This window comes from Portibacter marinus (genome assembly GCF_021533195.1).
GTDB lineage: Bacteria > Bacteroidota > Bacteroidia > Chitinophagales > Saprospiraceae > Portibacter > Portibacter marinus.
The window spans coordinates 146650-160189 of sequence record NZ_JAJNKB010000002.1 but is presented as its reverse complement, the minus strand read 5'-3'; the positions used below and the strand labels follow the sequence as shown (position 1 = coordinate 160189).

Annotated in this window: 9 protein-coding genes; 3 read left to right on the top strand and 6 right to left on the bottom strand. The window is 39.4% G+C overall.

Annotated features, from left to right (window positions below):
- Positions 1 to 5: 5 nt before the first annotated feature.
- The 5 genes from L2567_RS04820 to L2567_RS04800 all read right to left on the bottom strand — a co-directional run bounded on the left by L2567_RS04820 (position 6) and on the right by L2567_RS04800 (position 7078).
- Positions 6 to 1187: an MFS transporter gene (locus tag L2567_RS04820; protein WP_235296598.1), complete on the bottom strand. Its 1182-nt coding sequence runs from the start codon at positions 1185 to 1187 to the stop codon at positions 6 to 8.
- On the bottom strand, positions 1177 to 1551 hold the full coding sequence (locus L2567_RS04815; protein WP_235296597.1) for a DUF3037 domain-containing protein: 375 nt from the start codon (positions 1549 to 1551) through the stop codon (positions 1177 to 1179). The genes L2567_RS04820 and L2567_RS04815 overlap by 11 nt, the downstream gene beginning before the upstream one ends.
- Positions 1538 to 2299, bottom strand: a complete 762-nt coding sequence (locus tag L2567_RS04810) for a HipA family kinase (RefSeq protein ID WP_235296596.1) — start codon at positions 2297 to 2299, stop codon at positions 1538 to 1540. Before L2567_RS04810 ends, L2567_RS04815 begins: the two co-directional genes overlap by 14 nt.
- Before the next feature lie 17 nt (positions 2300 to 2316).
- Positions 2317 to 3870: an SAM-dependent methyltransferase gene (locus tag L2567_RS04805; RefSeq protein WP_235296594.1), complete on the bottom strand. Its 1554-nt coding sequence runs from the start codon at positions 3868 to 3870 to the stop codon at positions 2317 to 2319.
- 193 nt (positions 3871 to 4063) lie between these two features.
- Entirely contained in the window at positions 4064 to 7078 is a 3015-nt protein-coding gene (locus L2567_RS04800; RefSeq protein ID WP_235296593.1) for a sensor histidine kinase, read from the bottom strand.
- A gap of 152 nt (positions 7079 to 7230) precedes the next feature.
- Between L2567_RS04800 and L2567_RS04795 the strand changes: the two genes are divergently transcribed.
- From L2567_RS04795 to L2567_RS04785, 3 genes are read left to right on the top strand one after another with little or no spacing between them, the layout of a single operon-like run.
- Positions 7231 to 9198, top strand: coding sequence for a tail fiber domain-containing protein (locus tag L2567_RS04795; protein WP_235296591.1), 1968 nt, complete (start codon positions 7231 to 7233; stop codon positions 9196 to 9198).
- 42 nt (positions 9199 to 9240) lie between these two features.
- Entirely contained in the window at positions 9241 to 9882 is a 642-nt protein-coding gene (locus L2567_RS04790; protein WP_235296590.1) for a response regulator, read from the top strand.
- A gap of 43 nt (positions 9883 to 9925) precedes the next feature.
- Positions 9926 to 12103, top strand: coding sequence for a glycoside hydrolase family 20 zincin-like fold domain-containing protein (locus L2567_RS04785; protein WP_235296589.1), 2178 nt, complete (start codon positions 9926 to 9928; stop codon positions 12101 to 12103).
- On the opposite strand, the gene L2567_RS04780 is transcribed toward L2567_RS04785, so the two are convergent.
- A complete protein-coding gene (locus L2567_RS04780) occupies positions 12100 to 13383 on the bottom strand; it encodes a Gfo/Idh/MocA family protein (protein WP_235296588.1) in 1284 nt (427 codons plus the stop codon). The two genes, L2567_RS04785 and L2567_RS04780, sit on opposite strands and share 4 nt — an antisense overlap.
- Between the last annotated feature and the right edge of the window lie 157 nt (positions 13384 to 13540).

Genomic DNA, 13540 nt, shown 5'->3' with positions numbered 1-13540 from the left:
CCTTTCTAGCTGGTTCTTTTACGCCATAAACTTATTAAACCAAAGATCGGCCCGATGCCAAGCACAACAAAAAGAAATGGAAAAGGAATATAATTACTCAGCCAATTGAGCAACTGTATACTGACAATAGTCAGTGCAAAACCAATGCAATTTACAATGGTCAGGGCTGTTCCTTTGAGTTCTGGAATGGCGTTTTGAGCCACAAGAGTACTGAACATCGGGGAATCTGCAGCTACAGTTGTGCCCCATATGAACATAAGTCCCAAGAAAACCATTGGCATAGAAATCCCAAAAAGTAAGGGTGTCAACAAGCAAATCAGCCCCGACACTGTTAAGGCAAATGTGGCCAGTTTTTGAGGTTGGAAAATATTACTTAAAAATCCAGAAATCGCACAACCCAATCCTCCTAAAGCAATTAAAACAAAGCTCCAAAACGAAATATTGATGGTCACATCATGGATGGCAGACCAGTAAACTAGTATGGCCGGCAGAAAAGCATAATAAGAATACAGTTCCCACATATGTCCAAAATAACCGAATGCGGCACTCTTAAATTCAGCTTTCTTGAAGGCAGCGAAAGTTAGTCCTAAATTTACTTTTTGACTAGGTCTTCTAAAGGGCCCATCCGCAATGAAAATTCCGATCATCAAGCCACCTGTAATGGCGCACGTCGTAACAGCGTAAATCACAAACCTATATGGCAAATTGCCGAGGTTGCTCTTAATCAAATGAGGAAGTGCGGTGCCCACCACCAATGCACCAACCAACAAACCCAATGACTTCCCCAACGTCTTGTCGAAATAGTCTGCAGCGATCTTCATGCCCACGGGATAAATCCCAGCAAGGAAGATACCTGTAAAAAATCGTGAAGTTAAAGCCAATTCAAAGCTCAATACTTCTAAAGTCAACATGATGTTCCAGACTGCTGCCAGAAAAGCGCTCACCAGAAATACGATAGAAGGAGAGTACCGGTCTGCAATATTCAATAGGGCATAACCTAAAGTACCTACAATAAAACCCAATTGTATCGCCGAGGTCAGATGACTGACAGCATTGGAAGCAAATCCATGCTGTGTGATGAGGTCATCTACAATGGCATTTCCTGCAAACCAAAGAGAGGTACAAAGAAACTGCGCGATCACAATGATAAGCAGTACATGCGAAGCCTTAGTGACCTTACTTGACATATTTGCTGAACAGGTCTTCAAGAACTTTAGCAGGATCGTTACACCTTCCGGGGTGCGGCCTGGATGCCTGAATAATGGTTGACCGAGCTGCTACCAACCATCTAAAGCGATATGCGATATCCTGTCTGGCAATTGAACCACCCGACTCATCTCCCTTACAAATCAGCTTCCATGAGTTCATGTAATTTGAAATGAGGGGTAAGTGCTCTTCTTCCCCTATAACCGATACCTTATGGGTATCCACCTGATATTTGACATCAAGAAACTGAAATCTTTTAGAAAATACAATCACCCCTATATTAATAAACTCCTCACGTTCTACTTGAGGCACATATCTTATAATGGAATATTCAAATACTTCCATAACTCGCTTTTTTCGCTTCTTCCACCAATGCGTCTAGATTCTGAAGCCTGGCCAACAAGACTTTTTCATAAACCGATCGCTCTTCGCCATCTGCTAGAAAATCATCAGGCACGAGTGCGATAATTTCCCTAATATTCTCCACTGTAACAGTCTCTTTAATCATAGAGGCTGCCTGGTCCAAAGCCAATGCTCTGCTAAGTAACACATGATCCTTTACCAGCGGAAAAGTTCTCTGACGATGATCCTCCCATGAATCCCAGTTATGATGAAAATATAGACTCGCACCATGGTCAATTAGCCAAATTTCCCTATTCCAGTAAAGGAGGTTGGTATTCTTAACAGTTCGGTCTATGTTGGTGATTATTGAATCCAGAAGGACGATTAGTGAAGCTTCTAAAGCATCCACTTCAGTTGCAAGAGGATCAAAAGTTAAACTGCCTGAGAGATAATGAAGCCCCAGGTTCAGTCCCACACTAAATCGCAGCAAGTCCTGAATCTCTTCGTCGGGTTCCGTTTGCGCAAAGGAATCATCCAAATTCATAAATACTATTTCTGGCACACGCAAACCCATAGACCGAGCTAACTCTCCTCCTATTATTTCTGATATGAGTGCCTTTCGCCCTTGTCCTGCTCCTCTGAACTTTAAAACATATAAAAACCCATCGTCTGCTTCGACGATTGCAGGTAATGATCCTCCTTCTCTAAGCGGAGTGACATATCTGATAACATTGACCGTTCTTAATTCCATCTTGTAGTGCCAAGGTATTAAATTTCTAAGTCAAGTAATTTGCTAAGTGCAATGTTTTCAGGGAAAAGAGTTATTCCATGATTTACTGTCTTTAAAAAGGCATCATCTTCCCGTAATTGATAGAAACAAAGTGCTTGATTGTGGTAACTATCAACCTTGTCTCCGTAATGAACTATGGAATATTGGAACAATTCAAGGGCGTTCGAGTAGTGTCCAACGTCATAAAAAATTCCACCAAGTTCGAAAGCAAGATCAAAGCTTTCATTGATGTGAAAGTACATATTCCAGATGGCATTCAAAGTCTCCACCAGTCTTTCCTTTTCTTCCAATGTTAAAGAAAGTGAAAGTTGTTTCACCCTGGGTAAGAGTTTGATAAAGAAGCTAGAATCATAAGCGCTTAAACGAAACAGGGCGATTAATTCCTTAAGATTCAAAGTCGCAATATGGGTATACGCAAGCTTTTTAATAGTCATAAAGTCGTCTGGCCCAAAATTATTGACAAACTTTTCATATGCAGCCTTGGTTTCAAAAAAAGGATCACTTTTGGATCCGAATAAAAGACATCCTAGCTCTAAGTGAAAATTTGAAAAGGAGGGAAACAAACTCATTCCGCCTTCCTGTGCGCAATATGCACCCAAGGCATGATAGTTGACCCAAAGCGAGAAACTTCCATGAGCTACTATATCGGGTGAACTTTTATGATCCAATCTTGTGGTTTGATGATATCCCTTATCCATTGTCAGCAACATTAGCCCTGCGCTGGAAAGAGACTTCAGGTTGTCCAGGCATTGGATAGACTTTTGAGGAAAGAACAAGTGGGTATCTGATAATAAGAATTTATAAGCATTCAGTATTTCATTGAGCCTATGATCTTCATAGACGGTTTCATTGACTATTTCCTTATGGTAAGTCATTTCCATTTCTTTAAATCGACCTTCTTTCCTGATTTTTTGGGGGTCAATGTTTGACTGTATAGACAATGAGCACTTAGATATTACCTTGTCTTTGATATAAAAAAGATCAGTTGGAATCGAATCAAAAAAGTAATTAGCGATGGCAATGATGGGTTGGCTCAGGCTCTGAGGATGAATAGAAATTCCAGAATAACGAAGCTCTAATCTATCCCCGTTCACAGCATCAAAATAACTTACATCTATTTTACCAGCCTTGTAGTACTTTTCGAATTGAGGATGATTAAGGAAAAAAGATAAGTTCTCTTCTACAATGTCGCTAAGTACATAACAGTATTTCAGGATTCTTTCATTCGACAATTTTTCCAGTGCTTCTAAGTGTTTTAGCACATGAAAAGCGAGGCGTCCATGACCTGCTCCCAGTTCAAGAATGTAGACTATTTCCTGACTGCCTTTCTTCTTATTTAAATCTTTTAAAAATGCAAAAATTAACTCCGCATAGGTTTTACCAACTAAAGAATTACTGGTCATTTGGTGGGGCACAATGTTCTCGCTCCAAGCTGCAATTCCGGCTTGTTGGTAAAATTCTCTATTCATTTGCCAAATGACACTTTCTGAGAAGGGCTTCTTGGATTCTACTAAGAAATTGTACGTGGTCATGATATGGATATTGGCTAGTGATTTAATAATCTTGCCAGCTTATATCTGCGATACTACAGTAGAAACCAACGAAACCGGAAGTTACTGTAATTTGTTGGAAATCATAAAATTGGAATCAAATAAACGCTCTTTACGGCATGGTCCTATGGATCTTTCAAAATTACCTTTCATGAGCAAATGAATAGTGTATGATTTAAATGTTTTCTGGCACTTGCAACTTCATTCTAAAACCCTCATTGTTTGAAAATTCTACAAAACCTCCAATTCGTTCAGCGCGCATTTTGATGTTCGATAGACCTGCACCATCCGTTGGTGATAGCTCGACATTTGACCCATTATCCTCTACTCTCAGCGTGAGATTTCTCCCTATTTTCCCAAAATAAACCTTCACCATGTCAGCATTAGAGTGCCTAATCACATTTGTTATGGATTCCTTGAATATCAAATATATGTTTTGTCTTGCTTCAGGATTAATTTGTCCGTTTTTTTCGATGCCTTCCACTGTAAATCTACATTCAATCTCCTTTTTAGATAAGTTCCTTTCAGCGTAAGCCCTCATTCGGTCTATGAGATTTGCAAACTTATCCTTTCTCGAATCCATTGCCCACACGATATCTCTCATTCTTTCCATGGCCTCACGACTCATTGCACTAATCTCATTCATACCATCCTTATGAGCAGCATCTACTTCGTAAGACATAAATTCTGATTGTAGAGCCACTCCGGAAAGCAAGGTTCCAACATCATCATGAAGATCACTGGACAATTTGGTTCGTAACTGTTCATCAGCTTTTCTTTTATTAATCTCGCGAACATATTTGGCGCTAACAAAATAATATACCAAGGCTCCAATCAATAGCAAAAAGAGCATTTGAGCCCATAATCTTTTATACCATACTTCAGGTTTCCAAATCTCAAATGTTACTTCCTCGAAATTTTCACTTTCAGGTTTTAAATATGTTCTAACATTGACATCATACTTCCCACTAGGGAATGAAATGAATTCCAGTTTGTTATCACTCGAATAATTACTCCATTCATTTTTAACACCAGGAATTTTATACCTGTAAAAAACTTCGTGTTCAAATGAAGGTGCTCCTATGGTTAATATTAAATCGGTGTCAGAAGCCTTTAAGTCAATTTGTCCCCTTTCATTCAATTCTTCGCCAAAAATCCTGGGTTCAGACTCATTCCTATTGTAAATAACAGCTGATGATAAGAACGGCTTAGGTACCTCTAAATTATCTTCAAATTTGAGTTGATCAGGTCTAAAAGCATAAAGCCCATCTATACTTCCGAAATAATACTTGCCATTTGATGCCTTAAGCGTTGAATTTCTATTAAACTCAATATTCGCTAAGGGATGTCTCGGTATTAAGTTTTTAAATCGCAAGTTTTTCTTATCAAAGTAACAAATACCATGATCTGTTCCCAGGTAAAAATTCCCTTCAACATCTTTCAGCATCGAATACATCTTACGTAAAGTTTCACTTCCGGTCTGACTGGCAGTTGGATTTTTAAATAAAGCTACCTTCTGAGATTTCAGATCCAGCAAACCAATTCCAAGCTCGGTACCAAACCACAGAGAGTCACCCTCAAACTCCAGGAAATATATATTATTCTTCATAGCTGGCAAGCCAAGTGCACTCAAATCATATTGTTTCACTAATTGGCCATCTTTAGAAAATATCATGATGCCATAATACTGGGTAGCAAACCAGAGATGCCTGCTTTCCACATCTACTTTCATGTCCGAAACGACTGGCGGTTCAGAAATCAAACTATCAGTGACCAACTCGTATGTCCCATTGGCATTATATTTCACGAGTGTATTAGCATACCATTCATACAACCACAATGTATCTGACTCGATAGCATGGTTAACATGCTGGCCATAAACATCCTTCATGATATGAGATTGATCTCCTGTTGCCAAGTCGAAAACTGCAAAATCCCAGATTAACTTGTTTGTCCAATATGTTAATGAATACGTTCGTTCAGCTTCCCTTGGTCCTGTGCGGGTATCTTTAAATGGACGAAATACAGTCTCATTTTTATTTTTGACATCCACACCAGTATAATAAGCTGCATAAATACTGCCTCTTTCGTCTTCGGCCAATCCCCTCATACTCGTGATGGCTTGATTAGAGTATAAAGACTCTCGGTATAATTCGTCATTCACTTTCTTCCTGGTAAAACGAATCAGGCTATTGAATTTAGAATACAATATAGAGCCATCGTCTAATTCTAACTCGTACCTAAAGTCGCCAGATAAGCCAGCATATGCGCTGTTCTTAAGTAGCTCACTAATTTGGTCAGTATAATTTTGCAAATTATCATCTTCACGATTCCATATATAGAAATCGTGATGTAAGTCTGTGAGCCACACTTCATTTCCTTTGACAAAATGATGGTAACTGTTGTCTTTGAATTTCTGAGGTACCATAAAATCTCGAACTATTTTTTGTAAATCCGGATCATAAACTTTAGGATCAGTTTTTAAAAATTTATAAAAACTTAATGAATCCCCATATGTCCAATTAAGGTAGTGATCCTCCAAATCTGTGTACGCTTTAATTAATTCTCCATCTTCACTATATTGATAAAACACAGACGAAGCATGAATCCAATGTTCATTTCGAAAAGCCACATAATTGGTAACCGTCTTGTCTTCCAATAACTTTTTTCTGGGCGCATCATTGCATGTGAGACACGCTAACCAGGTGACTTCTAGGGTATCGGTATAGACGAAGTAGGTCTCGGCATTCTCTAAAGTTTGCAAGCCACCAAAACTGTAATCCTGCATTTGAATTCTGCGGACTTCTTTCCTTTTAATCACATCGAAACCTATAATGTCTCCCGAAGTATTCTCCATGATCCACAAGATGTTATGCTTGCCTAAAGAGGTTCGAAAAAAACCCTCACCCTTTGAGACTACACCGATTTTCCCTGTATTCTGGCTTGTGTTATAGGTGATTATATCTTTGCCGTCCAGACAATGAAGCCCTTCGTTTGTACCGATCCATAAGAAGCCGAGGCTGTCCTGCATAGTATTTTGGATGGTTGTGAAGGAAGACAATTCTGCTGGAGAGACCAAGCTGACATCATATCGTAATGGAATTTCAATTGGGCTAGTTTCTTGAGCCAATAGAAAAGTACAGTGTACCCCTAGCAACAATAGTAATGTGAGTAAAAAAAATTTAGACAAACTTTAAATGATTAATCCATGGAATTTATGATATTTTTTTGAGAGATGGCAACATTGACCTAAAATCAAGCAAAACAACCCAATCGGGTTATAGGAGACCATTCACCCTTCTTGTATTTTTGAAACAAGTCTAGAATCACAAAATCCTAAACATGAAAATTAAATTAACGCTTTCTATAGTAGCTCTTTTTGTTTATGTCAATGTTGCAATGGGGCAGTCGAAAATCAGTATGAATGTCGAACATGCCACACTAGGCAACGATACTTTCTATTTCCAAAAAACGCAATACAATAGCCTCAACCTAGGCTTTTCTGACGATGTCAGTAGTTTTTACATAGGTAGAAATGCGGGAAAAGACTGTGCAGCCAACTGGAATATTGGTATAGGAAGATCTACTCTGACAATGCATGGAGGTGGTGGAAATATTGCCATAGGAGAGGAGGCGATGACCCAAGGAATAGGGAGCAGTAATATTGCGATAGGATTGTCTTCGTTAAAAGTGAATGAAGGGTCTGATAATATCGGTATTGGGTATGAATCTCTTTATAAAAATACTAGCGGTAACAAGTTGATTTCAATAGGAAGATCAGCACTACATGAAAATATTTCAGGAACCAAAAACATTGCCATAGGTGAAAAGGCAGCCTATTCAAATACTGTAGGAGACTTTAACATAGCCATAGGAAATGAAAGCTTGAATTCAAATACACTCAGTTCATACAACATTGCGATCGGTGATTCATCATTGTACAATAATCAGCAACAATATAATCTTGCTATCGGACAATCCGCATTGAAAAACAACGTCAGTGGCTCTAAAAATTTGGCAATTGGGCAAGAAAGTCTATATAATAATGGTAGCGGCATAAACAATCTCGCTCTAGGATTCTATTCACTCAATTCCAATGTTTCAGGCATAAGCAATCTTGCTGTTGGGGATCAATCACTCTTGAGAAATGTTGATGGAAATCATAATTTGGCAATTGGGCAACTGGCTTTAGGCAATATAGTCAATGGAAGTAATAATCTCGCGATTGGCTCTTTGTCTATGTGGAAAAACAAAGGAAGTAACAACATTGGGATAGGATATGAGGCAGGCAGTCTTAATGTTAATGGCAGTGGAAATATCTTTATAGGCTTCGAAGCCGGAAAAAATGAAATGGGCTCTGAAAAGTTATACATCGCTAATTCCTCTACTTCAAGTCCACTTATTTTTGGAGAGTTTGATTCAAAAAGATTGGTAATCAATGGGAAAGAAAATGACGGAATTACTGCTGGATTGCAAATTAATGACGATCAAAGAACCATGTTACTAGATGGCAATACAATCGATGTTAATGGTAAGATCTATCTCAACTATAATTCATCTGAAGCCGTCATTTTAGGAGGTAATGTGGGCATTGGCACGATAAATCCATCTAAACAGCTCACATTAGCTGCAACCCAGACTCCTACTTTGAGACTTGAACGCAACGGTGCTGGCTTTGACTTCGAAATGCTAATGGATGGTACGCCAGATCTTGTTTTCAGAGGAGGTGCAAATGGCACATTAACCAATAGTAACGATCTTTTTAGATTCTCTGATGATGGAAACATGTGGATAAAGAAGAATGTTGAAATTGGTAATGATGCAATTATAACGAATGATGCTACGATAGGTGGACACTTAACCGTTTGCGGTACCATTGGTGCATCCGTGGCTACAGTTACGCAGATAACCTGTAGCTCAGACTATCGGTTCAAACAAAACATTCAGCCTCTAAAAAATAGCTTAAATACCTTAATGTCGGTTAGAGGAGTCAGTTATGATTGGAAAACAGATGAATATCCGGAAAAGAACTTTACTTCTGTAAATCAAATTGGCTTCATCGCTCAGGAGATCGAAAAGATATTTCCTTCCATGGTCCTTACAGACTCCGCAGGTTATAAATCCGTGGACTACAGCCGACTATCACCGGTATTGGTCGAAGCAGTTAAAGAACAACAAGAGATCATTGAACAGCAAGGAGCTGAAATTGCAAAATTGCGTTCTCAACAAACCTATCTTGAAAATCAAGTAAAGGAGGTGAGCGTAGCGCTCTCAGAAATAAAAATTTTGTTAGAGAAATCAGAACAATAGAATATAGCTAACTTACGTAACCTATATTCAATAAATACTAGTATGGCTGCAGTTAAGATTTCAATGATAGAAGACAATAACGTCATTCGAAAGAATGTCATGAAATTTGTCGCCCGTCATGAAGAATTCGAGGTGATGGAAGTTTTTGCTTCGATGGAATCCTTTCTTCATCACTTGAATGTGCATCCCGATTTTTCTGTGGACATTTTGCTTTTAGACATTGGCTTACCTGGCCTTTCCGGTATAGAAGGAATTCCATTGATAAAAGAGAAATTGCCCAATACAGACATCATCATGCTCACTACTTACGAAGAAGAGCATATGATTTTGAAAGCAATTTGCTCAGGAGCTTGCTCCTATCTTTCTAAAAAATCCAGCCTTGATGAGATCGTTGAAGCCATCAGGGTTGTGGCCAATGGTGGATCATACATGTCTCCTTCCATTGCACGTGAAATCGTTCAATATCTAATGGGAGGTAAACTTCAGAAAACGACCATTCTTACCGAGCGGCAAAAAGAAATCCTGAATGGACTTGTAGATGGCAAAACCTATAAGGCGATCGGAAAAGATTTATATATATCTCAACATACAGTGAAATGCCATATCAAAAAACTGTATCAGGTCTTACAGGTCAACAACAAAGCTGAAGCCATCGCTATGTATCTAAGGGGTGAAATCGAATAAGTTTTTAAGTTTATATTTATTGGAATAAACTTTCTAATCCACAATGAGATATACCTTTAGCTTTTGTGTACTTGCCACTTTCATCTTACTTTCTTGCAACCGTGTCTATAATGTATCGATTGTAAATCCATTTCAGGATGATCGTGTTGATTTTGCCATTGAGCAAATAAATGCATCACTGGAAAAAAGGAATGGCAAACCTGATCATCCCAATGCTCCTTCTAAAATAAAGTTGAAACTCGATACAAGTGCTTCACATTTAAATGCCGAAGGATATGATATTAAAATCATAAATCAAGAAGTGATTCTGACAGCGAAAGACGAGGCAGGTTTAATGTATGGAGGTCTCGAGTTGGCCGAACAAATTAAGCTTTATGGAATATCAGATATCCGGGAGGCGAGTAGTAACCCCTACATGGAAATGCGTGGTCCCAAATTTAATATTCCACTTGATGTGAGGACACCCAGTTATTCAGATGCCAGCGATGCAGCACAATCGAATATGCCTCATATGTGGGATATCGAATTCTGGAAAGAGTATCTGGATCAACTGGCTATATATAGATACAATTATGTAACTCTTTGGAGTCTGCATCCATTTCCTACCCTGGTCAAAGTTCCTGGATATGACAATGTTGCACTTGATCAGGTGCTAAGATCAACCGGTCAATGGAAGGAAATGTACGATTTGAATGGTCCGGGCCTGGATGGTCCAGAAATTTTAGGCGATACGGAAATACTCTACGATCTTAAAATGGAGGATAAAATCAAATTTTGGAGAGAAGTGATGGCTTATGGCAGAAAGCGAAATATAGATTTCCATTTCATCACCTGGAACATTTTCGACTACGGAACAGAGCAAAAATATGGTATCACGGAAGAAATTGACAACGACATCACGAAAGACTACTTTAGGAAGAGTGTCAAACAAATGTTTGTGACCTATCCCGATCTTGCCGGAATCGGATTGACCACTGGAGAGAACATGAAAGGTGCTAGCCCAGAACAAAAGGAAGACTGGGCGTTTGATACTTATGCCCAGGGTGTTCTTGATGCTGCAAGAGATATGCCTGATCGCAAGTTCACCTTCATTCACAGACAACACCAGACCGGTGCCAGAGAGATCGCTGAAAAATTTAGGGAAGTCATCGACCAGCAGAATATTGAATTTCTATATTGTTTTAAGTATGCCAAAGCTCATGTTTATAGTGCGACTTCGCAACCCTATCACGAGCAAGCAAACTTTGTAGAGGACATTCAGGGGATGAAGACCATTTGGGGATTAAGGAATGATGATACCTACTATTTTCGTTGGGGAGCACCCGATTTCGTCAGAGAATTTATTAAAAACATTCCGCATGAGGTTGCAAAAGGTATTTATTTTGGTTCAGACCAATGGGTTTGGGGCCGCGATTTTCTTACTAAAAATCCTACAGAAGAAAATCAATTAGAGATTAAAAAGCATTGGTATCAATGGCTAATGTGGGGCAGGCTAAGTTACGATCCTGAGATTTCAAATGAGAGATTGAAGGATTTGATGAGTGATAAGTTTCCAACCATTGACAAGGATGTATTATTTACAGCATGGCAGAGTGCATCCATGATCTATCCGGTGACCACAGGATTTCATTGGGGAAGACTTGATTTTCAATGGTATATTGAAGGTTCGAAAAGTCATCCTACACCAGCGGAAACTGAAAGTGGATTCCATGACGTCAATCGTTTCATCACCCTTAGTACTCATCCTGAATCAGGCAATCTATCCATCCCTGAATATGTGACTTTGCTTAAGTCCAATTCAGAAACAACTTTGACTACACCTTTGCAGGTGTCACAAAAACTCCATCTCCTTTCAAAAGATGCCTTAAACCTTCTAGCTGGAATCGAGATCGCCAATGATCAAGAATTGGAGCACACCATCAATGATATCAGAGCTGTTGCTCATTTGGGCAAGTATTATGCTCATAAAATCGCTGGAGCTACATTTTTGGCACTTTACCGTGAAGAAGTTGGTCCTGAATATCAAACCAAAGCCATAGAAGAGCTATCTAAAGCACTAAATCAATGGAAAACCTACACGGAATTAGCACTGAAATATTACAAAAATCCACTGTGGACCAATCGAGTGGGATTCGTCGATTGGAATGAAATCACAAATTACGTAGCTCAGGACATCGAAATCGCAAAACAGGCCATAGCTAGACAAGCAAGCTCCAATTAATATGCTCTGGGTTTTCTCGATTGCATGGCATTCGCCTTTTCGTCTCCTACAAATTCTTCTTTCACCGGATCCCATTCCAGCGTTCGACCTAAATCATAAGTTATGTTGGCAATGTTGCAGATGGTCGCCGTTCTATGTCCAACTTCCACAGGGCAAATAGGTTGAGAGCGGGTTTTCATAGAAGATAGCCAATCCTGATAGTGATTCCATCTGTGTCTATATGCCTCCATAGGATCAATCTTCCCTTCAGGATTCAAAATGTTAGCTGGAAGGCTTTCAAGGTATCCCCTACTCACATCTAAAATTCCCTCAGTACCTATAAAGCGCACTCCCCAACCTCTACCAAAATCTTCGTGATTCATTTCCACACCATTGACATAGATCATTTTGAGGCCTCGAGTTGCTTTAGGATCTGTAGGTGGAATGTATTTTACTGGTCCGGTATGATCCATGTCTAAGCACCATTGAGCGATATCAAACATGTGTGCTCCCCAGTCAGCCAAAATACCGCCGCCGGTTTCTTCATATTTCCTCCAATCTGGATAAGTTTTGACTATGGCGGGGGCAATGTTGTCGTGATAACCAATCTTAGGAGCAGGTCCGCACCATCTGTTCCAGTCAATGCCCTCAGGTATGGGCTGTGGATTTAAGTCGTAAGGAACAGCTGGATCACCTACATTGACCAATACACGCTTTATTTCTCCAATTTTTCCTGAACTGACAACTTCTTGTGCCTTTTTAAATCTATCCCAAGACCGCTGCATGCTTCCTATCTGAACGATGGTCCCATTTCTGTTAGCCGCTTCGACCATGTCTTTTCCTCCGGCAATGGTAAGTGTCATCGGTTTTTCACAGTAGACATCTTTACCTTTGTTCATGGCATCCACAGATTGAATAGCGTGCCAGTGATCCGGTGTGGCAATAATTACCCCATCTACGTCACTTCGTTGTAACATGTCCTGATAGTCCAGATAGGTATCCACACCGTTGTAGTTAGAGATGCCACGATGTTCTGCGTATAATTCGTTGACATAATCTTCAAAAGCTTTGCGCTTGCCTGTCCACACATCAGAACCTGCAACAATCTGTGCTTCAGTATTCTGAGTAAATAAATTAGCCAAAATGTTTCCTTGTTTGCCTAGCCCAATGACACCCAAATTTATTTTATCGCTAGGTGGTATAAAACCCTTGCCCAAAACAAATCGGGGGACTATGGAGAATACACCTCCTGCAATTGCCGAGGACTTAATAAATTGACGTCTGGATGGCTTCGTGCTCATTGCTTCTTTTTTTTTAGAAAGATAGCAAATCTCTCATGAAAAAGAGTCCTGCACCATTCTGTATCATCTGGCTCAAATTGATGGTCATTACTACAAATTATCGAGGCCTATTAATTGTTATCGGAACTTTATTACTTTCGTCGTAATAAAATTCGTG

Bases quoted from the DNA above. Each gene is read 5' to 3' on its own strand.
- L2567_RS04790 (WP_235296590.1), top strand. From the start codon at position 9,241: ATGGCTGCAGTTAAGATTTCAATGATAGAAGACAATAACGTCATTCGA.
- L2567_RS04815 (WP_235296597.1), bottom strand. From the start codon at position 1,551: ATGGAAGTATTTGAATATTCCATTATAAGATATGTGCCTCAAGTAGAA.
- L2567_RS04805 (WP_235296594.1), bottom strand. From the start codon at position 3,870: ATGACCACGTACAATTTCTTAGTAGAATCCAAGAAGCCCTTCTCAGAA.
- L2567_RS04785 (WP_235296589.1), top strand. From the start codon at position 9,926: ATGAGATATACCTTTAGCTTTTGTGTACTTGCCACTTTCATCTTACTT.
- L2567_RS04780 (WP_235296588.1), bottom strand. From the start codon at position 13,383: ATGAGCACGAAGCCATCCAGACGTCAATTTATTAAGTCCTCGGCAATT.
- L2567_RS04810 (WP_235296596.1), bottom strand. From the start codon at position 2,299: ATGGAATTAAGAACGGTCAATGTTATCAGATATGTCACTCCGCTTAGA.
- L2567_RS04795 (WP_235296591.1), top strand. From the start codon at position 7,231: ATGAAAATTAAATTAACGCTTTCTATAGTAGCTCTTTTTGTTTATGTC.
- L2567_RS04820 (WP_235296598.1), bottom strand. From the start codon at position 1,187: ATGTCAAGTAAGGTCACTAAGGCTTCGCATGTACTGCTTATCATTGTG.